The sequence below is a fragment of the Alishewanella sp. WH16-1 genome (assembly GCF_001441695.1).
GTDB lineage: Bacteria > Pseudomonadota > Gammaproteobacteria > Enterobacterales > Alteromonadaceae > Alishewanella > Alishewanella agri.
Genome location: NZ_LCWL01000009.1, coordinates 128,576 through 147,697 on the forward strand (window position 1 = coordinate 128,576; position 19,122 = coordinate 147,697).

Here is a 19,122-nt window from a genome sequence, read left to right on the forward strand (position 1 = left end):
ATGACTAATGCAGCACTAAAAATGGCAGCGCCGGGCGAACTGTGCGCACACAGCAAAAAACTAATGGCCTTTTGCCAAACCACGGCCAGAAGCCTTAAAGCGATGCGCCAGCATATTGGCGTAACGCACGAGCGCATGGACGCACTACTACGCGACATGCTGGCACAACGCCTGATCTGGAAGCAAAGCAACGGCATGTATAAAACCTGCACCAATAAGCTGCAGTTTCTTGATGAACAGCCAGCCGCCAATAGCCTGTTAGCGCTGGCAGATGATGCCGAGCAAGCAAAGTATGATGCCGATCTAAACAATCAATGGGATACCGCATGCACAGTAGCTGATGGCGAACTGGCCGCTGCAGAGGCAAATGCATTAGAGCAAATGGCCACCGAGGCTTCTGCTGCAGATGATGATGTAACCGAGCTGGATATTGATATTGCAGAACAGCAGCTCGGTACCAGCTTTGCCACCGCGCCGGAATTCGAACCCGCCACCTATGATCTGGGCGCTATGGCCGCAGAGTTTGAAGCCGAGCAAGAGCGTGGCGACACTCACCAGGTAGATAACATTACCGCCAAACAGCGGGCCATTAACTACTGCCAAATGCTGTTATCGCCAAAAAGCACCGAGCTACGCCGCTGCCTGGATGAACTGCAAATGGATCTGGCGGTTATTGCCCTGCAGCAAGAGCGGATGCCGGCATGACCAAAAAATACAACATCATCTACGCCGATCCGCCATGGCAATTTAACAGCGTAAAGTCTGGCGGCAGCATGAAATCAGGCGCTGCAGCTAAGTACAATGTTATGTCGCTGGAGCAGTTAAAAGCCCTCGATGTGCCGGCGCTGTGCGAAAAAGACTGTGTGCTGATCATGTGGTACGTAAGCAGCCAGCCACAAGAGGCGCTGGATCTGGTTAAAGCCTGGGGCTTTACCATCAAAAATATGAATGCGTTTATCTGGCGCAAACTATCCACAAACCTGATCCCGCACTTTGGTATGGGCTACTGGACCCGCGGCGGTGCTGAGTGTGCATTGCTGGCCGTGCGCAGCAAACCTAAATCGGTGTGCAAAAGCATTCGCCAAGTGCGTGATGAACCCGTGGGCGAACACTCAGAAAAGCCAGGCATCTTCCGCGACGACATTGTAAAGCTGTGCGGCGACCTGCCCCGCCTTGAAATGTTCGCCAGAACTGCACCGGCCGGCTGGGATGTGTTTGGTAATGAGGTCGAAAGCTCTGTTGATATCGCAGGCAATGAACCCGCGACAAAATGCGTCGAGGAAACTGGTACCGACATTGATGGCGGTACCAAAGCGCTAACCATACCTACGGTTGAGTTCACCAGCGAACAAATAGCAGATCAGCTGGCCAGTGGCAAACTGCCCTTTACCGGTGACCACCTGGCGTTAATGCTGCAGTTAGACGGTATGTTTGGTAAGCGCGGCAGCTACACCACCAGCCAAATCCGCGCCGCAGTTTTGGCGTTTGACGAACCCGGCATGGTAACCAAAGCGGGTGAAGTGGTTGCGGCCGTGCAGCCAGAAGCGACTGAAACAACCGAAGAACAAACCGCTATGTTTGAACACTTCGATGAAGCAATGGCAGCAGGAACTGAACCGGTACCAGAGCCAGAAGCCGAACCCGCACCCGCCGTTATCACCAGCAAAACTGGCAAGGTTAAATCTGATGATGCCGAAGTGTTTTTTGATCAACTGCAAATACCGCAAAACGTCAGAACGATAAGCGCGAAATGCCCCGACACCGGAATTAGTCGCAGTGGCTATGCTATTTGGGCAAAAGGCTATTTCAGTGCCGGCAAGATCAATGGCATAGGCATTAGAACAACTGGCGATTTTAAAAAGGGCTATTTCTACGAGCCAACGTTGGTGGTTTTTTACCAGGGTAAAGATGTAGGCGAATACACCAACTGGCCAGAAGCACTGGCAGCGTTAGACGCCCTACTGCAGTCAGACCCAGAGGCCGAACCGCAGGGCGAAGCACACCCATTTTTTACCGGCTTTTACGGTGGTAACGCCACCTACGCGCCAACCGTTCCCGACAAAGTAGCCAAGGTTAAAACCTTTACTCTGGAACAATGCCAAGCCGCATTAAAGCTACCGCACCTACAAAGCACCGTAGTAGCGGCAGTACAAGCGCGGATCCGTAAACTGCATAAGGAGCAGCAGCATGAAAACCCTATTAGTTGCTGAGCATATGCTTTCAACGGGCAGATCATACACCGCAAGCTTGCTGGCTAATGAGCTATCTATTTCTGCAGTTGAAGCATCGGGCAAGTTATTCAACATTCGAAATTCTAAGAAATACACTTGCCAGGTAACCCCATTGCCGGGCCGTAAAATTAGGGTTTTAGCAATTAGTGGCAGGAAAGTATCGAAATCAGCACTTTGGAACTTGGCGCTTTTTGGTAAACCATTACAAGGAACTGCAGCATGAAAAACAAATTATCCGACTTAAACAACCACCTGTTTGCACAGCTTGAGCGCCTGGGTGATGAAAAGCTTAAGGGCGAAGAACTGGCCAAAGAAATTGAACGCAGTAACGCCATAACCTCAGTTGCAAAAGAAGTGATCAGTAATGCCCGGCTGGTACTGGATGCCCAGCGTCAATACGACAGCGGCAATATGCACCGGCCACACGAACTGTTAGAGGTAAAAACCAAATGACTCGCAGCGTTTACTCAGAAAAAATGCTCGATTTTTTAAGGGCAACTTATCCAAAAATGGGCATACCCGATTTAACCGTTGCGTTTAATCACCAATTTGGCACAGATAAAACACCTAAGCAGATTAAAGGCGCCCTAAGCAATAACAAAATTCGCTGTGGCCGCAAAACCGGCTCTATTCTGCGCGGCAGGTACCGCCTTGTATCGCCAGAACAAGCTGCTTTTATCGCAGAGGGCTATAAAAAATGGACCTTAGAACAGCTAACAGAAGAATTTAATAAGCGCTTTAACGACAACAAAACCGTTAAGCAAATACGTGGCTTTACCCGCAACCACAGCGTTAAGTCTGGCCGCACAGGGTGTTTTGAAAAGGGGCATAAACCACACAATACCGGATTAAAAGGCTGGCAGCCTGGTGGTAGAGCTCAAAGCAACCAATTTAAAAAAGGCCATCTGCCAGTCAATCACCGGCCAGTAGGCTCCGAGCGTATTTGCAGCAAAGACGGTTATGTAATGGTTAAGGTTGCCGAACCCCGCACGTGGCGCATGAAGCACATTATAGAGTGGGAAAAGCACCACGGGCCAGTACCAAAAGGCCACTGCCTTTGGTTTAAAGATAACGACCGCACCAACTGGCACATCGATAACCTGATGCTGGTTACCCGGGCGCAAAAAGCGGTGATCAACAAATTAGGCATGGGCACAGTACCCGCCGAAGCTAAACAAGCAGCAGTGTTACTGGCAGATTTAACTATGAAGCGCAGCCAAATTTTACGGGAGCAGGCAGCATGAAAACCCCACAAATTCTTACCGGCCAACAGGCCATTGACCAGTTCGGCTTGAATGCGCTGATTGAATGCCGCGTAGCAATTACCACCGAGCTTAACGGCTTGGGCCATAGCGTTATGCAGATAGGCGTTATTGCGGATCCGGACAACTGCTTTATAGACCTCAGCGACGAACCGGCGGTGCTGTACGTTGAAATAGAGCAAGACGACGACTGGATCCTTCACCCGATAATGGCCGATGAACAGTTTGTTTTGCTGGATGATAAAAATCAGCCGGCAAGTAATGAGGTGTTAGCTCGGCGCGTGGTTGAGTTAACAGAAACCGTTACAGTTCTTGACAATCAGTTGGCAGCTAAACCTAGTGATAGCGGATATCAGGCTTTGATTCATGAACGGGATATTTTAAAGGCAGATAAAGAACGATTGGAGGCTCAAGTAAAAAGATTCGCTGACGCTTATATCCATCTACTAGGAATCTTCGGCGCCATACCAGCCAAAGCTGCAACTGATGTAATTTTAGAGCGTAAACGCCAATTCAACATTGAGGGTTGGTCACACGAACATGATGACCAGCACGACACTGGTGAGCTGGCTGCTGCTGCGTCATGTTACGCAAACTACACACAAGCATACCCTGAAAGTTCCCCACCTCCGCACTGGCCCTGGTCGAAAGATTGGTGGAAACCAAAAGATAAGCGAAGCAATTTAGTAAGAGCTGGGGCATTAATTCTTGCCGAAATTGAACGCCTTGATAGATCAACTAAGGGTGCCAACTGATGGATAACAACAAAATAAACCAAATGCTGTTAGCGGCGAACGGATCCAATCACGTTGGCGAATACCCCTCTGGTAGCTACAGCCCCATGCCTAACCGTGTTGGTAGTGTCCACGCAGTTTCTGACTTGCAGGAAATATTAAAGCTAAAGGCGCAGGTTGAGCAGTTGCAGCAAGAGTTATCCGCTGAGCAGGAGATGGTTAGTAATTATCACGATACTAACTCTGCCTTGGCGGCGCAGGTTGAGCAGTTGCAAAGGACTACGTTTGAAGTTGTTTGTGCTTCAGCAATTTTAGGCGTACCAATTCACGAAGAGGAAAGCCACAAATGCCTTGCCGCCCGTGATGCAGAGGTTAAGGCGTTAGCATTTGAGCAGGCAGGAATACCAAAGAAAGCCAAGGCAGGCTGTATCGGTGAATTCAAATTCACTATAGAGGGCGCTCGCTGCTGTCCAGAGTGCTACAACAATGGCCCTGCTAACGACTGCGAAATGTGCGGCGGTGAATCGGGAGAAAACGGCGTTTCAGACTTAACTGTTTCTGTTCCATGGGATTTGTGTAAAGAGATTTGGCTGACAATGAATCAATTTGCAGCGAATGAACTACGCCAGCAGGCTAAGGCAGGTGCGTGATGTTAAGTCTTATTCAGCAACCAACATCAGATACATGCACATCTGCATGCCTTGCCATGTTAACCGGCATACCGGTTGATAAAGTGATTAATGAGTTTCACCAAGGATATTTCAATAGGGATCTAAACCCTTGCGATTACTTAGCAATCAAAGGGATCCAGCACACTGTCAATTCAAACCCTTACAATAATAATTGCGATTGGGGTTGCGCATATCTTGTAGCAGTGCCGTCACTAAATATTGAAGCCGGTATGCACAACATAATCATCGACTGCACCGGTGATGAAATAGCAATACTCGACCCATGCAAAGGTCGTGATGGCAAAAAGCATTATATCAACTGGACGCAAGAGCCAACTGGCAACGAAGTAAACCTGAAAATATGGATGGTTGAGTTGGCTGTGCCAAAGGCTGCGCTGCATCAGTTTAAGGATGGTAAGTGATGAACAAAGAAACAATAAAAGAACTGGCGCTTGCCAACGGCTTTAAATTGAAAGAGCAGCCGGATGGCACAATGGATTTAAATCCGTATGCCTTTGAATTTGCAGCAGCGCTTGAGCGTGTAGCAACAGCTGAGTTAAAGGTGCAGGTTGAGCAGTTGCTTAAGCCGGCAAAAGAGGCGGCAGAGGCTCTTGGTTTTGCATCACACCACCTGCGCGGCAGAGTAAGCGAAAAAATGCTAATGGATATGGCAGAAAAAGCAGACGCATTGATCGGCGCGATAGGTTCAACACCAGCCCAATGCCTTTCAGAACATGACGCAGTTGTCGGCCGCAAGGCTTTCATTGCCGGTGTAAATGCAACTGGCCAAGGCTATAACGGTGAGCTCGGTTTAAGCGATGATGAAATTATTGATTTAGCTGAGCTCTATGTTAGTCGCAAAATACGGCAGCAGGCTAAGGGGGAGTGATGGAATACAAGTTCAAAGCCACACACCACGGCAGTTTACACGGCATACCCTGCTGGATTGATATGAGTGATGAAGTTGCACCAGGAATAAAAGCTAAAGGCGGTTTTATTGGCGAGATTGCACTGGATTTTATGGAGTTGCTGTTTGGCTGCTTTATATGGTGCGCAACGGCATTAAACCCTGATTATGAACCAATGTATGCGATTAAAGTTGGCAAAGCTGTTAGTGAAGATAAGGCAGGTGCAGCATGAGCCAGTGCATAATTTGTGGCAGCAAGAAACTGAAACACCAGGCTGACGATTTGCGTATGCGTTGCGATACCGTCGAATGCATTGATTGCGGTGTCTTGTGCCCGGCAACGCCATGGCGCGATGCAGAAACAAGAATAGCAAGGCTCCATGACAGTGCTTATCGAGCCGGCAAAACTGCTGGCTGGAATGAAGCTAATAACGAAATCAACGAGGCAAAACGCACTGGTGAGCTGGTGCTAATGCTGCCGCATACGGGGTAAGTGATGCGCTATATCACCCAAGGCAGCGAAAGCCCGGAGCGATACGAACTGCTGATTAGCCTAACGCGCATCAGCAGCGAGGATATCAAAGCAGCATTAAAAGACCACCTGGTAACAGGGCTGGCCGATGCCACTGCAGCAGCAGTTAACGGTGTACCGCTAAGCAACTTTACCCGGGCGTTAAAAACACTAAATTACACAGCGGCCACAGTTGAGAAAATAAAAGAACTCGACTGGGCGCGCTTTAAATCAGTTAACTGATAAGTTTTAAGGATTAGAAATGGCAAGAGGCATCAACAAGGTTATTTTGGTCGGCAATCTGGGGCAGGATCCGGAGGTTCGTTATATGCCCCAGGGCGGCGCAGTAGCAAACCTGAGCATTGCCACCAGCGAAACCTACAAAGACAAAGCCACCGGCCAGCCAAAAGAGGTAACCGAGTGGCACAGAGTGGTAATGTACGGCAAGCTGGCAGAAATCGCCGGCGAGTACCTTCGCAAAGGTTCAAAGGTGTACATCGAGGGCAAGCTGAAAACCCGAAAATGGCAGGACCAACAAGGCGTAGAACGTTACACCACTGAGATTGTGGCGAACGAACTGCAAATGCTGGATGGCCAGCCACAACAACCGGCGGCAGCGCAGGGTCAACGCAACAATAATCAGGGCGGATACAGGAGATAACGATGCAGTTAATCAAATTGCCCGAAGTGTTGAAAATGGTGCCGGTGGGTAAAACCACCTGGTACGGTTTAATTAACAGCAAACAAGCGCCGGCACCTATTCAACTGGGTGCCAGATCTGTGGCGTGGGATAAGGCCGATATCGAGGCTTGGATCCTGAAACGTAAAGCCGCTAATGACTCGGATCTGGAAGCGTCAAAAAATTGAAGCGCACAATAATGATAACACAGGTGATAACACAGAATGAAAAATACAGGCTACAAGCCGCTAAAAATGCGGCTTGTCGGTTCCTGTTGGGGCAGCCAGGCCTGACATGAAATTAGTCGCCAAAGTTCACTGTTTGCGGCTGCGAGCTACTGCTTATCGTCACATTCTGTGCACTAATAAATGTGATGTCATCAGGTTGCTCGGGATCGTCCTGCGTATCACAGCTAATGGCTACGGTATAAGTACCGGCATCAATATAACCCAAGCGATAACTGTAGCGAGTTTGTGAATTATCAAAAAATACCGCTGTGCTGGCATACGGCTGATAGGTGTTATTACCACCATTATCAGATAACTCCAGCAGCGGCCTATCCGCGCCACTGTATAGATAAATACTGGCTACCGCTACCCGTTCATCAGCAGGATTAACAGTACATTGGTTATTGAGTAAAAAACCTTCGCTCACTTCACCCTGCAAATGACCGACAGTGCTGTTATCCACTAACCTTAACCCGGTAGGTTTTAATAAATAATCCGGTGTCGCCGGGTTGTTGTTACCGGATGGATTAGCATCGACCAGCGCTTTGCGTAAATCGAACTCCAGGGTGTAATTAAAGGTGCCGCCCGCAGACAGGACTGGCCCTTGCAACCTAAGTTGATTGGAAGGCACTGATAGCGGCACGCGGCTACCGTCAAGCTTCTCAACATAGCTGCCAGCTGCAATATCTAAACGTAACTGACCGTAGCTCCCTGCAGGTACCGTCGCCGCGCTAATCAGAGCCTCAGCTGTCGCTCCCTGTAGCGTCAGTAAATCAACGCCGCGGGTATTAGGGACTACCGAGCCACTTAAGTTACGACACTCATCGTTCGCATCGGATGTAAACTGACCGGAACCGATAGTAAACCTTTGTGGCGATAAACCATTGCCGACCAGCTCGATTCCAGAGAAACAAACCATTACTTTAGCCGCCTCAGTGACTGGGGCATCACTTACCGCAAAGCTGAACACCGCAGTTTGATTTACCGGCACAGCAGTATCACTGTCGGAGCCACAGGCGGTTAGGCCAAGCGCTGTCAGCCCCATCAAAGTCAGTGGAAATATCGCTTTCATCTCTACTCTCCTTTTTCACCCTGTAAACTGAGATATCAGTTAAGGTTATCCTTTGATTATGCTGAGCCTTGCTGACTGACAGATGAATAAAGCTTGCGTAAGAAGTTTATGGTGACGTAAGCATTATTTATGCTACGTCACGCTGGCAGGTACTGGTTATTTTGCGCTAACGCAAGATCGAAGGATAAAGCGAACTTACCACAAAGTGTGGGATCAGCTGTTGCGAGCTGGCGGCAACCACTTTGGTCCGGAAATTGATGACTCTGGCGTTGACCATAATACCGCGCGGGGTAAATACCATAGTACCCGACAACACATAATCAATTTGCTGCAGCATATCCAGTTGACTGTGATTGCGACTAAACACAAAGTCGCCACTTGGGGTTACCTGAATATCCCGAGTCGTTTTGAAATCCACCACACTAATACCAAATTGCTGGAACTGATGAATAAAGGCTTCTGCTAACTGATTACCAATAATATTGGTGCGGTTTAATTCACTGTCCAAATCGACAAAGGAGGCAACTGCCACCCGTGACTCTACCGGAAATAAATGAAAGGTCTCTACCAGCTGCATCGCCATTTGCGCAACATAATCGTTCAGCTGCTTGTTTGAATTGAGACTGGTGACATATTGATGCGGCACCATCCAGCCGTTCTGCTTGACTCCCTGTTGATTGGTCGGCAGAGGAGTAATGCCGCTATCTTTTCCATGATCATGATAATGCCGACGCATTTCAGTATGGCAATTACCTTTGCTGTCACAACGGCTGTAGCCATCCTCTACCCTGTGATAGCTGTAGCAACCACTCAACAGTGTGACAGCGCCTAATAGCGCCAGACTTACTTTTTTCATTCTTAGCTCCTTGATTCCGACATAAGATGTCGCATTCTTTTCGGCTTATGTTGGCTAAACTTTAGCAAAAGACGAAGAAAAGTCACAAGGCGGTAAAGGTGATAACGGCGAAAGAAAAATGCAAACCGGTTGTCAGGGCGACAACCGGTGCGGAAAAAACTAACGATGCGCTGCTTATCCCTGTTTTAACTTTAGAATAGCGTCATGCTTTTGTTGCAGAATCGCGTTGTAGACCGCTGCGGGCACAAAGGTGCGGGCAGCCGAAATCACTCTTTTGCTATCAATCTGAATTAACCGTGCGTTTAACATCACCCCCGCCTGATGCGTAGTGATAGTACCGGTTACTACATATTTGATTGGCAATTCCGCTGATAGCTCGCTAAAGTCCCGGCTTAACACAAAGTCACCTTTGTCGGTCACCCGAATATAATCAGTAACTTTGAAATCCAATACCGGCACACCGAACAGATGTAGATCGTAAATAATAGCTTCGCTCAGATGATTAGAAAACACCGAGCCTTGCTGTAAATCCGACTCAACAAAAGCCAGATCAGTCACCGCGACCATTGCCTGCTCTTCTACCCGATGGTGATTAGCCATTAATTCGTGCACCAGATTACGGGCATAATGATCCAGTGTCACCAGTGGCGTCTGTCGGAAATGTTGTGGCGCCGATTGCACTGAGAATGCCTGCTGCTCCAGGATCCGCTGCTCACGCGCCAGCTCACCGCGCATGGTAACAGCATTCTCTGGCACAACTTTGGCAGCTGGCGGTGTTTGCGAACAAGCAGTCAATCCGGTCAGAGCAAGTGCTAATAACAAATAAGGTTTCATGGTTTCTCTCCGATCCGATCACTTCGATATAAATAATTGCCTCTTTTGAGCATTTTCTCGGCACTCCAGGTGACATTATCCGGAATATAATCCGTTGCTGCCGCCAGCACTTGCTGAGTCTGGATATCAATCAACCGTACATTGACTACCACACCATCCTCCTGCGGCGCATAGGTTCCGCTTAACAGGATACGTGCCTGGTGCTGGTGTTGCAGTTCCGATAATAACCGGGAAAAGCCTTGTTCATGATCCGCTTTTAGCAACACCGCTGCCCGCAAACGTAAATCAATAACGTTATAGCCACGCTGCACTGCCGCTGTCAGCATACTTTCAGCCAGTTGGTTAGCCAGGTCAATTTGCTGGCTGTTACTGTCTTCCAGGGTTAATTGGCGTACCGGCAAAAAACTACTTACGGCAATCCCATGCCGCCACTGGTTTTCAGCACCTGACACCGGATTAAACAGTTGCACCGCTAAACGATCGGTATAAAACCCCAACGGTTGCGGACTTAAACCCGTCGCCTGTACCTGCCTGATGGGCAGCGGTACGGTTAACCCGGTACTCTGTTGACGGGCACAGCCGCTCAGCGCTATTAACACACTAAGCAGCAGGCCGGCAGAAAGCTTATTCATAATCACCTCTTGCTGGTTACTACTAATGCTGTTAGCAAAAAACAGGCCACAACAAGAGATGATTTTTTGACTAGACGCTGAACGGGTATTTGATTGCCGGATGGTACTGGTAATCGTGCAATACGAAATCGTCAGTGGTAACCCAGGTTTCCAGATCGGTTAAGCTGCGGATCTCGGGATTAATAGTTAAACGCGGCGAGGGATAGGGTTCACGCTGCAGCTGCAGTTTTAACAGCTCCAGCTGATTTTCGTAAACGTGAGCATTGGCAATTTTATGGTAGGCCTTACCCGCTATGTGGCCGGTGATTTGCGCCATAAGCGCCAGTAATACGAAACATTGTACCTGATTAAAATTCAGTCCCAGCGGTACATCACAGCTACGTTGATAAGACGTCAGATACAGCTTATCTCCCAGTAAACTAAAGGTATGGGTATGCATGCAGGGCCGCAGACAACCAAGCTCAAACTCACCAGGGTTATAAAAGGTCAGGATCTCGGCACGATCGTCGATCCCCTTGCTCAGGTTGCTGACGATTTTTGCCAGTTGATCTAAAGTTGAGCCATCGGGCTTCTGCCAACGCCGGCCTTGCACACCATATACCCGGCCCATATCATCTTCACCCTTACGATGCGGGTTATCTAACCAGGCCTGATTTTCGTTGGCATTCGCGTTCCAGGTATTACAACCGATAGCACGGAATTGTGCGGCACTGTCATAACCCCTTAAGTATCCTAACAATTCAGCTATCGCTGCTTTGTAATAACTTTTACGTGTCGTCAGCAGCGGGAATTGATTATTGCCAACATCATATTCCAGATCAGCATTAATGACTGTCAGACAGCGGGTACCGGTACGGGCATTCTCAACCCAGATGCCTTCATCAACAATACGCTGACATAACTGTAGATATTGCCTCATGATTTAACTCCCCGCCGCGCTTGTTGCCGGGCGTAGAGCACTATGCCAAAGCCGGCAATAACCATTGGCAGACATAACCACTGCCCCATCGTCATCCCAAGTGACAACACGCCAAGATGGGCGTCTGGCTCACGGAAAAACTCTACCGTAAAGCGCGCGATACCGTAGCCGGCTAAAAAGACACCGCCCAATACGCCTTGTGCCGGCTTTAATTGTCTAATCAGAATAATCAAAACAAACAATAACATGCCTTCCAGAGCGACATGATAGAGCTGTGACGGATGGCGCGCCACATCGCCACCGGTGGGAAAGACCATCGCCCAGGGTACGTCGGTTGGCCGGCCCCACAGTTCTCCATTGATAAAATTGCCAATACGTCCGGCAGCCAGCCCCAACGGGATCAGTGGGGCAACAAAGTCACCCAGTGCCAGGTACGGTTTTTGGTATTTGCGGGCAAACAAGGCCATCGCAAGCAATACACCTAATAACCCGCCGTGGAATGACATACCGCCTTCCCAGATCCGAAATAAATATAATGGGTCCTGCTGCAAATAGCTGAATTGATAAAACAGGATATAACCAATCCGTCCGCCTAATAACACCCCAAGAAAACCATAAAACAACAAATCGCTGACCTGTTCCTTATTCCAGCCCGAATTGGCTTTCGCCGCCTGCCGGTTCGCCAGCCACCAGGCAATCGCAAACGCGACCAGGTACATCACGCCATACCAATGGATCTTCACCAGGCCCAAGTCCAGCAGGACTGGATTAATATCTGGAAATTGCAGCGGTGTCGTTGTCATAACAGTCCTTTTATGTGTTCTAAGCCAATACCATGCGGGCCGAGACCACTAACAAAAAGATCCCGAACACCCGCTTAATGGTCATTACCGGTAACTTTTGTGTCAGGCTGGCACCAATGGAAGTAGTAAAAATGGAGGTACTAATCACACCCAGTAAAGCAGGTAAATAGATATAACCAATAAAACCGGCATTAAGCTGATAATGCTGCCACCCGGCACTGACATAACCGACTGTACCGAAAACAGCAATGGCGATACCACTGGCCGCGGCGCACCCGATAGCGCGGCGCATATCTACAGAAAAATAGTTCAGCATCGGCACGATTAGGGCTCCCCCACCAATGCCGAGTAACGCAGCAAAGCTACCCAGCAGTGCGGCAAAACTGCCAAGTGGGATCAGACCGGGCAGCGCAGCTTTGCCAGTGGTACTTTGTGAAATCAGCATACGCAGCGCCAGTATCCCCACGGCAACACCAAAAATCAATTGCAGTGTATTACCACTCAGATTATGTGCCAGGTAACCCACCAGCAGTGCGCCGATTCCGGCACCCAGCATCACCGGCAGGGCAATATTCCAGCTCACGTTATTACGTTTATGATGCGCTCGGACCGATGACACTGAGGTGATAATAATAGAAGCCAGCGAGGTTGCAATCGCTACCACCATTGCATGCTCAGCCGGAATAACATCAAAAAAGGGTAATAGTACTACTAACACCGGCACGATAATCAGGCCACCGCCAATACCCAATAAGCCTGCCAGTAAACCCACTACGGCGCCTAAGGCGGCGGTTAACAAGAAGATGCTTAACAAAAGTGATTACTCAGCAACACAAGATAGCCCTAGTGTACCAGAAGCCGTTGGCTGCTGCAGTAGGGTTAAGCGCTGGCTCATCTTAGCTTGCGTCAGGCCCGGACCTGGGCTAACAGCTGCTTTTGTTCCAAAAAGCGCTGTACCTGCAGCCGTACTTGTTTTGGCGAGTGACAACAGAGGACTTCTGGTAACAGTAATGCCAGCTCCGACAAATCAACCCGCCGCAATAACCACTTTATCCGCGCCAAATTGCTGCTATTCATACTAAAACGCCGGAATCCCATGGCCGCCAGTAACAACACCCCTGCTGGTTCACCACCCAGCTCGCCACAGATACTGATCGGAAACTTTAACGCTTGCGCCTGCTGGCCCAATTGATACAGCGCGCGCAGTACGGCAGGGTGTAGCGCATCATAGAGGTTAGCAACCCGGGCATTATTACGATCCACGGCCAGCAGATACTGCGTTAAATCGTTGGTACCAACCGAACAGAAATCGACCTTTTCAGCCAGCTCCGGCAATAAGTATAAAACCGAAGGCACCTCAATCATCACGCCAATTTTCGGTTTTGGTAAGGCAATACCCAGCTCGTCGCTAACCTCAAAGCAAGCTTGGCGAATTAAGCGCACCGACTCATCGACTTCCGCTAAATCACAAACCATCGGCAGCAGAATATGCAGATTATTTTGGTCAATATTGGCCTTGATCATCGCCCGGATTTGCACCAGAAAAATTTCCGGATGATCCAAGGTTAACCGGATACCACGCCAGCCTAGAAACGGGTTTTCTTCGATAATACTGAAATAAGGTAAGGCTTTATCACCGCCAACATCCAGCGTACGCATCACCACGGTTTTCCCCGGATAACCGGTTAACACCTTCGTGTAGAGCTCGACCTGCTCTTGCTCGGTAGGAAAACGACTGCGGATAATAAACGGAAATTCAGTTCGGTATAAACCAACGCCATCCGTGTACTGGGCGTTTTGGTTCTCCAGCTCTACCGCCAGACCGGAATTCACCATAAATTTAAAGCGCTCACCACATTGCGACTGTGACGGCAAGTGAATTTCTTCCTGATACCTGGCATGCAAGGCGACGTCTTCACTGATCAGTCGCAGGTATTCATTACTGACCGCCTCGGTTGGCGACAGCAAAATCAAGCCCTGGTAACCGTCAACGATAACTTTTTGTTCATGCCAGTGTAAAAGAGGTAGTTCGCTGACCCCCATTACCGCTGGGATCCCCAGCGCTCTGGCCATAATAGCAGCGTGCGAGTTGACTGATCCGCGCAATGACACCACGGCAACTAACTGCTCGCGTGGAATTTCGGCCAACATGGTCGCGGTCACTTCATCGGCAACTAATACCACTTTTTCCGGCAACTTGGCCCGGCGCTGTTCGGTATCCAGCAAATTATTCAGCACCCGCTGCCCCAGATCGCGGATATCCAAACCACGCTCACGCAGATAAGGATCTTCCATATCATCAAACTGGCGGGCAAAACGCTCTACAACCCGCTTCAAGGCACTTTTGGCACACCAGCCTTCAGCAATTTGCTCTTCAATCTCCCGCCCCAGGCTGGCGGCATCCAGTAACTGGTGATAAACATCAAAAATCGCCAGCGCATCTTCCGGCAAATGTTGTGACATCCGCTCGGCCAGACGATTAAATTCCGCTTTAGTAATCTTTACTGCGCGATAGAACAGCGCCAGTTCTTTTTCCGGATCATCGGCTTTTTTCAGTGAAATCGCGGCAAAATCGCTGGCAGGCTGCAGCACATAAGCCTTACCTATCGCCATTCCCGGCGCACCGGGTAACCCATGCAACTGTGTTGCCTGTTGTTGGTAACTTGGACTGCGGCTGGCTGCATCACGCATTTCAGCATTAGCCAGCACTGATGCCAGTTGCACGCCGAGGGTCACCAAAAAGGACTCTTCATCTTCGCTAAAGACGCGCTCTGCAGATTGCTGAATCGTCAGCACGCCCAGCACTTTGCGATGATGGATAATAGGGCAGCCTAAAAACGCCGAAAAGCGATCTTCGCTGACCTCTGGCGTGACTTTAAATCGTGGGTGTAATTGGGCCTGAGCCAGATTGATGGGTTCTTCCCGTTGGCCAACCCAACCAATCAAGCCTTCGGAAAAACCAATCGACACTTTGCCAACGGCATCCTGATTTAAACCATCAGTTGCCATTAGCATAAAATGCTGCTGTTCATAATCGGCAAGATAGACCGAGCAACATTCGGTGGCTAACGCGTGTTTAATACTACTGACCAAGCCAGCGAGCGCCTTGTTAAGTATCGGCTCCTGTGCCACATCCTGAACAATACGCCGCAACTGGCCTAACATACTAACCTCATTAATTTGAAGGTTGTTTATGGTTTACGTTTACTGCTATCCCGGCGAATAAAAGGCAAAGCGACCGGAGCGAATTCTTTCATAACCTTGCGATACACTTCCCGTTTAAAGGAAACCACCTGCCGCACCGGATACCAATAACTGACCCAACGCCAGCTATCAAACTCGGGGTGACTGGTTTTCGCCAGATTTACGTCTTCTTCCCGGCAAGTCAGTCGTAGTAAAAACCACTTTTGCTTTTGCCCAATACACACCGGGTTACTGTCTTTACGAATCAGTCGTTTTGGCAGCTTATAGCGTAACCAATGTTTGGTTGTCGCAATAATTTCTACGTCTTCGGGCCTTAGCCCAACTTCTTCGTGCAGTTCACGGTACATTGCCTGTTCGGGAGTTTCCCCGTCGTCAATACCGCCCTGTGGATATTGCCAGGAATGCTGACCATATCGTTTCGCCCAAAACACCTGTCCATGGGTGTTACAAATCACTATGCCGACATTGGGCCGGAAACCCTCGGCATCGATCACACTAACCTCAAGCAAGTCTCTGTCTGCTATAGCAAAGATTCTTTCACAAAGTTGCCGTGGCGGCAAACGGTATTTTCAGCTTACTTCACACAAGTTATCCACAGCAAGATAAGTTTAAGCGGCAACACTGTGAACTTTTTCACAGAGTCTGTGCATAAAGCCTTGGATAAGCCAGAGTTAATCACTGGATAACTTCTTGTCCCTGTCGAAATCAAGATTTAATAAATAGGTTTTTATATTAAATTTCATTTAGTTAGCTAATTAACCGACTGCCAGCTTAGCAGCTTTGTCTGTGCATAAGTTAGTTTGCTGCGTTTTTAAGCAGCCGTCACAGCAAAAAAATGCTAGGGTAATAATTCACTTAGCTAACGAACGTCACGATGCCTGCTGCCCCTGCTAACCTTGATCAAATACTCGCCCGTTGTCAGCAGATTGCCGGCCTGACACTTGGCCAATTGGCGGCTGAATTACAGGTGCCGGTTCCTGCCGATTTGCGGCGTGATAAAGGCTGGGTGGGCCAACTATTGGAATTAGCGCTAGGCGCCAGCGGTGGCTCACAAGCGATCCATGACTTCCCGCACCTTGAGCTCGAGCTAAAAACCCTGCCCATTGACCGACATGGCAAGCCGCTGGAAAGTACCTATGTTTGTGTTGCCCCCCTTACCGGGGCAACCGGGCAACAATGGCCTGAATCCTGGGTCTGCCGCAAACTGAGCCGCGTCTTGTGGTTACCGATACTAGCAGAGCGAGATATGGCACCGGCCGATAGGATTATTGGTCAGGGCTTTATCTGGCAACCCGACGCCGCGCAGCAGGCTTTACTGCGACAAGACTGGGAAGAGCTGATGGAGCTGATTGCACTGGGACGTTTGGCTCAAATTAAAGGCGCGCATGGTAAGGTATTACAGCTGCGCCCCAAAGCCGCTGACAGTAAAGCACTGACAGCGGCTATTGGTGCTGATGGCAGGCCAGTACTTAGCCTGCCACGCGGTTTTTATCTAAAAGTGGCTTTTACCCGGGCTATCTTAGCGCAGGCATTTGGATTAGAGAGCGAGCGTTAACGTACCGGCAGGTCAAACTTGCTGAACATCCTGTCAATTTCTTCCTGACTACGCAAAGCATTGGCTTTTTCTACAACATCTTTAGTCAGGTGCGGTGCAAAGCGCTCGATAAAGTCGTACATATAGGTGCGTAAAAACGCGCCCTTACGAAAGCCAATTTTGGTAGTAGAGGCATCGAATAAGTGACTGGCATCCAGCGCGACTAAATCCTGGTCCAGCACCGGGTCGATGGCCATGGAAGCGATAACCCCCACCCCCAAGCCAAGCCGGACATAGGTTTTAATGACATCGGCATCTGTGGCAGTAAACACGATTTGCGGTTCCAGTTGCCGGGCGGCAAAGGCGCGATCCAACTCCGAACGTCCGGTAAAGCCGAAGACATAGGTAACAATCGGAAAACGCGCTACATCCTCAATTTGTACTTTGTGGCTAAGTTGAGCAAGCGGATGATCTTTACGGACGATCACGCTCCTGTTCCAGTGATAACAGGGCAACATCACCAAATCGTTGTATAGGTGTAACGCCTCAGTGGCAATGGCAAAGTCCGCATCACCACGCGACGCTGCTTCGGAAATTTGTTGCGGCGAACCCTGATGCATATGCAAAGAGACCCGCGGGAACTTTTGCATAAAACTACGAATCACCGGTGGCAGTGCATAGCGGGCCTGAGTATGCGTTGTGGCAATATTCAACTTGCCCTGATCTGGCAGCGTATGCTCTTTGGCGATGGCTTTGATATTTTCCACTTTCGCCAAAATTTGCTGCGCAATCTCTATCACCTCGCGACCTGCCGGGGTAACGTGCGTCAAATGTTTGCCGCTCCGCCCAAAAACCTGAATACCTAACTCATCTTCCAACATTCGAATTTGCTTGCTGATACCCGGTTGGGAGGTATACAAACTTTCAGCGGTGGATGAGACATTCAGATTATGATTCATCACCTCAACGATATAGCGTAATTGTTGTAATTTCATCGCTAAAGATCCTTTCTAACCAAATGTCACTATACCTGATGACAGAGATATTCCAATAGCTTTCTATACTAGCAGTTTCTATATCAAAATGTTGTTAGGCGAAAGTCTATACTACCGCACTTGCAGCAGATGAATTTTTGGCGCAACTTTTGCTTAAGCTAATAAATAGCAAAATTGGTTTTAGTGGTAGAACGACGGAGCATAAACAACGCCAAAGCTTGGCTGTTCATCTGTGGTTTTTCCGATTAAGATGTTGGCATATCCTGAAAGACAGAGGTGTAAATGGTCTTACCCCTGATCATCACGCTAATCTTAGCTTTGGTGATTATCGCGATTACCGTTAATGTGATGCAACAGCATCGGGAGCGGTTACGGGCATTGAAACGTGCTGAATATACGAAGCTACGACATGGTCTGGAAGAAACAGAAGAAATTTTGTTTAACGCCGCCAATGTCCCGCTATCTACCGGCCTATCGTTGATGTTACTAAGACGGATCAGTTATCTGTTACGAGCCATGGTCGAATTGGAGCCAACGGCAAAAGATCTGCAGCAACGACTTGATGAAACCGAAAAGCGCGTCAGCGAACTGAGTAATGCCCAACAAGCAATCGCAGATATACCGGGCCTGCCTGACAACGATCAACAATTACTTGCCATGGTTAAAGGTATTAAGAAACTCAGAACCCTGCTGCGGGCTGAGCATGCCAGAGGTAACATGGATACCCAGTTAGTTATCGATGAAGATCGCCGGTTAGATTTACTGCAATTGCGAATAAATGTTGAGAGCCAATTAAAACGTGGTCGTAACGCCCGAGCCAATAATATGTTGGGCTCTGCACGTCAATATTTTGAAAAAGCGTTGACTGTATTGCGTCATACCAGTCACCAGAATGATTATGTTACTAATCGTATTTCAGAAGCCCAAATGGCGCTGGAAGAAATTACCGTTGAACTCAAGCAGGGTAATGCGCGGGATATCGAAAAACGTGGTGAAAAAGAGAATAAAGATATCGATGAGCTCTTTGCGCCAAAACGCAAATGGTAATAAC

At 48.9% G+C, this 19,122-nt stretch carries 25 protein-coding genes and 1 pseudogene; 16 read left to right on the top strand and 10 right to left on the bottom strand.

Features of this window, described 5'->3' with window-relative positions; all coding sequences use genetic code 11:
• The 14 genes and pseudogenes from AAY72_RS01675 to AAY72_RS01740 all read left to right on the top strand — a co-directional run bounded on the left by AAY72_RS01675 (nucleotide 1) and on the right by AAY72_RS01740 (nucleotide 7,183).
• The gene (locus AAY72_RS01675) at nucleotides 1-705 is read left to right on the top strand and encodes a hypothetical protein (protein WP_057785345.1); all 705 of its coding nucleotides are present in this window, start codon (nucleotides 1-3) and stop codon (nucleotides 703-705) included.
• On the top strand, nucleotides 702-2,210 hold the full coding sequence (locus AAY72_RS01680) for an MT-A70 family methyltransferase (protein WP_057785346.1): 1,509 nt from the start codon (nucleotides 702-704) through the stop codon (nucleotides 2,208-2,210). The genes AAY72_RS01675 and AAY72_RS01680 overlap by 4 nt, the downstream gene beginning before the upstream one ends.
• Nucleotides 2,188-2,454 carry a hypothetical protein gene (locus tag AAY72_RS01685; RefSeq protein ID WP_057785347.1) on the top strand — a complete coding sequence of 89 codons (267 nt, stop codon included), beginning with the start codon at nucleotides 2,188-2,190 and terminating at the stop codon, nucleotides 2,452-2,454. Before AAY72_RS01680 ends, AAY72_RS01685 begins: the two co-directional genes overlap by 23 nt.
• Complete coding sequence (locus AAY72_RS01690) at nucleotides 2,451-2,684, top strand: hypothetical protein (protein WP_057785348.1); 234 nt, start codon at nucleotides 2,451-2,453, stop codon at nucleotides 2,682-2,684. The genes AAY72_RS01685 and AAY72_RS01690 overlap by 4 nt, the downstream gene beginning before the upstream one ends.
• On the top strand, nucleotides 2,681-3,475 hold the full coding sequence (locus tag AAY72_RS01695; RefSeq protein ID WP_082628914.1) for an HNH endonuclease signature motif containing protein: 795 nt from the start codon (nucleotides 2,681-2,683) through the stop codon (nucleotides 3,473-3,475). Before AAY72_RS01690 ends, AAY72_RS01695 begins: the two co-directional genes overlap by 4 nt.
• On the top strand, nucleotides 3,472-4,248 hold the full coding sequence (locus AAY72_RS01700; protein WP_057785349.1) for a hypothetical protein: 777 nt from the start codon (nucleotides 3,472-3,474) through the stop codon (nucleotides 4,246-4,248). The genes AAY72_RS01695 and AAY72_RS01700 overlap by 4 nt, the downstream gene beginning before the upstream one ends.
• Nucleotides 4,248-4,877, top strand: coding sequence for a hypothetical protein (locus AAY72_RS01705; RefSeq protein ID WP_057785350.1), 630 nt, complete (start codon nucleotides 4,248-4,250; stop codon nucleotides 4,875-4,877). Before AAY72_RS01700 ends, AAY72_RS01705 begins: the two co-directional genes overlap by 1 nt.
• The gene (locus AAY72_RS01710) at nucleotides 4,877-5,320 is read left to right on the top strand and encodes a hypothetical protein (RefSeq protein WP_057785351.1); all 444 of its coding nucleotides are present in this window, start codon (nucleotides 4,877-4,879) and stop codon (nucleotides 5,318-5,320) included. Before AAY72_RS01705 ends, AAY72_RS01710 begins: the two co-directional genes overlap by 1 nt.
• Complete coding sequence (locus tag AAY72_RS01715) at nucleotides 5,320-5,787, top strand: hypothetical protein (RefSeq protein ID WP_057785352.1); 468 nt, start codon at nucleotides 5,320-5,322, stop codon at nucleotides 5,785-5,787. Before AAY72_RS01710 ends, AAY72_RS01715 begins: the two co-directional genes overlap by 1 nt.
• Nucleotides 5,788-5,849: 62 nt before the next feature.
• Nucleotides 5,850-6,038, top strand: a complete 189-nt coding sequence (locus AAY72_RS01720; protein ID WP_156411261.1) for a hypothetical protein — start codon at nucleotides 5,850-5,852, stop codon at nucleotides 6,036-6,038.
• Nucleotides 6,035-6,298, top strand: a complete 264-nt coding sequence (locus AAY72_RS01725; RefSeq protein ID WP_057785354.1) for a hypothetical protein — start codon at nucleotides 6,035-6,037, stop codon at nucleotides 6,296-6,298. Before AAY72_RS01720 ends, AAY72_RS01725 begins: the two co-directional genes overlap by 4 nt.
• 3 nt (nucleotides 6,299-6,301) lie before the next feature.
• Nucleotides 6,302-6,559, top strand: a complete 258-nt coding sequence (locus AAY72_RS01730) for a PapB/FocB family fimbrial expression transcriptional regulator (protein WP_057785355.1) — start codon at nucleotides 6,302-6,304, stop codon at nucleotides 6,557-6,559.
• A gap of 19 nt (nucleotides 6,560-6,578) precedes the next feature.
• Nucleotides 6,579-6,968 (top strand): annotated as a pseudogene (gene ssb, locus AAY72_RS01735) (single-stranded DNA-binding protein); the annotation flags it as partial.
• Nucleotides 6,969-6,979: 11 nt separating this feature from the next.
• Nucleotides 6,980-7,183: an AlpA family transcriptional regulator gene (locus AAY72_RS01740; protein WP_057785356.1), complete on the top strand. Its 204-nt coding sequence runs from the start codon at nucleotides 6,980-6,982 to the stop codon at nucleotides 7,181-7,183.
• 112 nt (nucleotides 7,184-7,295) lie between these two features.
• Here the strand turns inward: AAY72_RS01740 and AAY72_RS01745 are convergent, their stop codons facing one another.
• The 9 genes from AAY72_RS01745 to rppH all read right to left on the bottom strand — a co-directional run bounded on the left by AAY72_RS01745 (nucleotide 7,296) and on the right by rppH (nucleotide 16,036).
• Nucleotides 7,296-8,294: a DUF4382 domain-containing protein gene (locus AAY72_RS01745; RefSeq protein ID WP_057785357.1), complete on the bottom strand. Its 999-nt coding sequence runs from the start codon at nucleotides 8,292-8,294 to the stop codon at nucleotides 7,296-7,298.
• A 166-nt stretch (nucleotides 8,295-8,460) separates the two neighbouring features.
• Nucleotides 8,461-9,150: a FlgO family outer membrane protein gene (locus AAY72_RS01750; RefSeq protein WP_057785358.1), complete on the bottom strand. Its 690-nt coding sequence runs from the start codon at nucleotides 9,148-9,150 to the stop codon at nucleotides 8,461-8,463.
• Nucleotides 9,151-9,324: 174 nt separating this feature from the next.
• Nucleotides 9,325-9,984 (bottom strand): FlgO family outer membrane protein, encoded by a 660-nt coding sequence (locus AAY72_RS01755; protein ID WP_008983012.1) that lies wholly within the window; start codon nucleotides 9,982-9,984, stop codon nucleotides 9,325-9,327.
• Nucleotides 9,981-10,616 (bottom strand): FlgO family outer membrane protein, encoded by a 636-nt coding sequence (locus tag AAY72_RS01760; protein WP_057785359.1) that lies wholly within the window; start codon nucleotides 10,614-10,616, stop codon nucleotides 9,981-9,983. Before AAY72_RS01760 ends, AAY72_RS01755 begins: the two co-directional genes overlap by 4 nt.
• Before the next feature lie 70 nt (nucleotides 10,617-10,686).
• On the bottom strand, nucleotides 10,687-11,535 hold the full coding sequence (locus tag AAY72_RS01765; protein ID WP_057785360.1) for a thymidylate synthase: 849 nt from the start codon (nucleotides 11,533-11,535) through the stop codon (nucleotides 10,687-10,689).
• The gene (gene lgt / locus AAY72_RS01770; RefSeq protein WP_057785361.1) at nucleotides 11,532-12,338 is read right to left on the bottom strand and encodes a prolipoprotein diacylglyceryl transferase; all 807 of its coding nucleotides are present in this window, start codon (nucleotides 12,336-12,338) and stop codon (nucleotides 11,532-11,534) included. The genes AAY72_RS01765 and lgt overlap by 4 nt, the downstream gene beginning before the upstream one ends.
• Before the next feature lie 19 nt (nucleotides 12,339-12,357).
• Nucleotides 12,358-13,152, bottom strand: a complete 795-nt coding sequence (locus AAY72_RS01775) for a sulfite exporter TauE/SafE family protein (protein WP_057785362.1) — start codon at nucleotides 13,150-13,152, stop codon at nucleotides 12,358-12,360.
• A 92-nt stretch (nucleotides 13,153-13,244) separates the two neighbouring features.
• Complete coding sequence (gene ptsP, locus AAY72_RS01780) at nucleotides 13,245-15,503, bottom strand: phosphoenolpyruvate--protein phosphotransferase (RefSeq protein ID WP_057785363.1); 2,259 nt, start codon at nucleotides 15,501-15,503, stop codon at nucleotides 13,245-13,247.
• Nucleotides 15,504-15,529: 26 nt separating this feature from the next.
• On the bottom strand, nucleotides 15,530-16,036 hold the full coding sequence (gene rppH / locus AAY72_RS01785; protein WP_040291187.1) for an RNA pyrophosphohydrolase: 507 nt from the start codon (nucleotides 16,034-16,036) through the stop codon (nucleotides 15,530-15,532).
• A gap of 380 nt (nucleotides 16,037-16,416) precedes the next feature.
• Here rppH and mutH point away from each other — a divergent pair, with 380 nt between their 5' ends.
• Nucleotides 16,417-17,097 carry a DNA mismatch repair endonuclease MutH gene (gene mutH, locus AAY72_RS01790; protein WP_008983005.1) on the top strand — a complete coding sequence of 227 codons (681 nt, stop codon included), beginning with the start codon at nucleotides 16,417-16,419 and terminating at the stop codon, nucleotides 17,095-17,097.
• Here the strand turns inward: mutH and cysB are convergent.
• On the bottom strand, nucleotides 17,094-18,071 hold the full coding sequence (cysB, locus tag AAY72_RS01795) for an HTH-type transcriptional regulator CysB (protein WP_008983004.1): 978 nt from the start codon (nucleotides 18,069-18,071) through the stop codon (nucleotides 17,094-17,096). The genes mutH and cysB overlap by 4 nt on opposite strands.
• Before the next feature lie 282 nt (nucleotides 18,072-18,353).
• Between cysB and AAY72_RS01800 the strand changes: the two genes are divergently transcribed.
• Nucleotides 18,354-19,118, top strand: coding sequence for a hypothetical protein (locus AAY72_RS01800; protein WP_008983003.1), 765 nt, complete (start codon nucleotides 18,354-18,356; stop codon nucleotides 19,116-19,118).
• The last annotated feature ends 4 nt before the right edge of the window (nucleotides 19,119-19,122 follow it).

What these genes read in the sequence shown, in the direction of transcription:
- AAY72_RS01675 (WP_057785345.1), top strand. Translation starts at nt 1, where the DNA reads ATGACTAATGCAGCACTAAAAATGGCAGCGCCGGGCGAACTGTGCGCA.
- AAY72_RS01680 (WP_057785346.1), top strand. Translation starts at nt 702, where the DNA reads ATGACCAAAAAATACAACATCATCTACGCCGATCCGCCATGGCAATTT.
- mutH (WP_008983005.1), top strand. Translation starts at nt 16,417, where the DNA reads ATGCCTGCTGCCCCTGCTAACCTTGATCAAATACTCGCCCGTTGTCAG.
- AAY72_RS01730 (WP_057785355.1), top strand. Translation starts at nt 6,302, where the DNA reads ATGCGCTATATCACCCAAGGCAGCGAAAGCCCGGAGCGATACGAACTG.
- AAY72_RS01745 (WP_057785357.1), bottom strand. Translation starts at nt 8,294, where the DNA reads ATGAAAGCGATATTTCCACTGACTTTGATGGGGCTGACAGCGCTTGGC.
- AAY72_RS01705 (WP_057785350.1), top strand. Translation starts at nt 4,248, where the DNA reads ATGGATAACAACAAAATAAACCAAATGCTGTTAGCGGCGAACGGATCC.
- lgt (WP_057785361.1), bottom strand. Translation starts at nt 12,338, where the DNA reads ATGACAACGACACCGCTGCAATTTCCAGATATTAATCCAGTCCTGCTG.
- AAY72_RS01720 (WP_156411261.1), top strand. Translation starts at nt 5,850, where the DNA reads ATGAGTGATGAAGTTGCACCAGGAATAAAAGCTAAAGGCGGTTTTATT.
- AAY72_RS01710 (WP_057785351.1), top strand. Translation starts at nt 4,877, where the DNA reads ATGTTAAGTCTTATTCAGCAACCAACATCAGATACATGCACATCTGCA.
- AAY72_RS01800 (WP_008983003.1), top strand. Translation starts at nt 18,354, where the DNA reads ATGGTCTTACCCCTGATCATCACGCTAATCTTAGCTTTGGTGATTATC.
- AAY72_RS01685 (WP_057785347.1), top strand. Translation starts at nt 2,188, where the DNA reads ATGAAAACCCTATTAGTTGCTGAGCATATGCTTTCAACGGGCAGATCA.
- AAY72_RS01750 (WP_057785358.1), bottom strand. Translation starts at nt 9,150, where the DNA reads ATGAAAAAAGTAAGTCTGGCGCTATTAGGCGCTGTCACACTGTTGAGT.
- AAY72_RS01755 (WP_008983012.1), bottom strand. Translation starts at nt 9,984, where the DNA reads ATGAAACCTTATTTGTTATTAGCACTTGCTCTGACCGGATTGACTGCT.
- AAY72_RS01760 (WP_057785359.1), bottom strand. Translation starts at nt 10,616, where the DNA reads ATGAATAAGCTTTCTGCCGGCCTGCTGCTTAGTGTGTTAATAGCGCTG.
- AAY72_RS01765 (WP_057785360.1), bottom strand. Translation starts at nt 11,535, where the DNA reads ATGAGGCAATATCTACAGTTATGTCAGCGTATTGTTGATGAAGGCATC.
- AAY72_RS01695 (WP_082628914.1), top strand. Translation starts at nt 2,681, where the DNA reads ATGACTCGCAGCGTTTACTCAGAAAAAATGCTCGATTTTTTAAGGGCA.
- AAY72_RS01715 (WP_057785352.1), top strand. Translation starts at nt 5,320, where the DNA reads ATGAACAAAGAAACAATAAAAGAACTGGCGCTTGCCAACGGCTTTAAA.
- cysB (WP_008983004.1), bottom strand. Translation starts at nt 18,071, where the DNA reads ATGAAATTACAACAATTACGCTATATCGTTGAGGTGATGAATCATAAT.
- AAY72_RS01690 (WP_057785348.1), top strand. Translation starts at nt 2,451, where the DNA reads ATGAAAAACAAATTATCCGACTTAAACAACCACCTGTTTGCACAGCTT.
- AAY72_RS01725 (WP_057785354.1), top strand. Translation starts at nt 6,035, where the DNA reads ATGAGCCAGTGCATAATTTGTGGCAGCAAGAAACTGAAACACCAGGCT.
- AAY72_RS01700 (WP_057785349.1), top strand. Translation starts at nt 3,472, where the DNA reads ATGAAAACCCCACAAATTCTTACCGGCCAACAGGCCATTGACCAGTTC.
- AAY72_RS01740 (WP_057785356.1), top strand. Translation starts at nt 6,980, where the DNA reads ATGCAGTTAATCAAATTGCCCGAAGTGTTGAAAATGGTGCCGGTGGGT.
- ptsP (WP_057785363.1), bottom strand. Translation starts at nt 15,503, where the DNA reads ATGTTAGGCCAGTTGCGGCGTATTGTTCAGGATGTGGCACAGGAGCCG.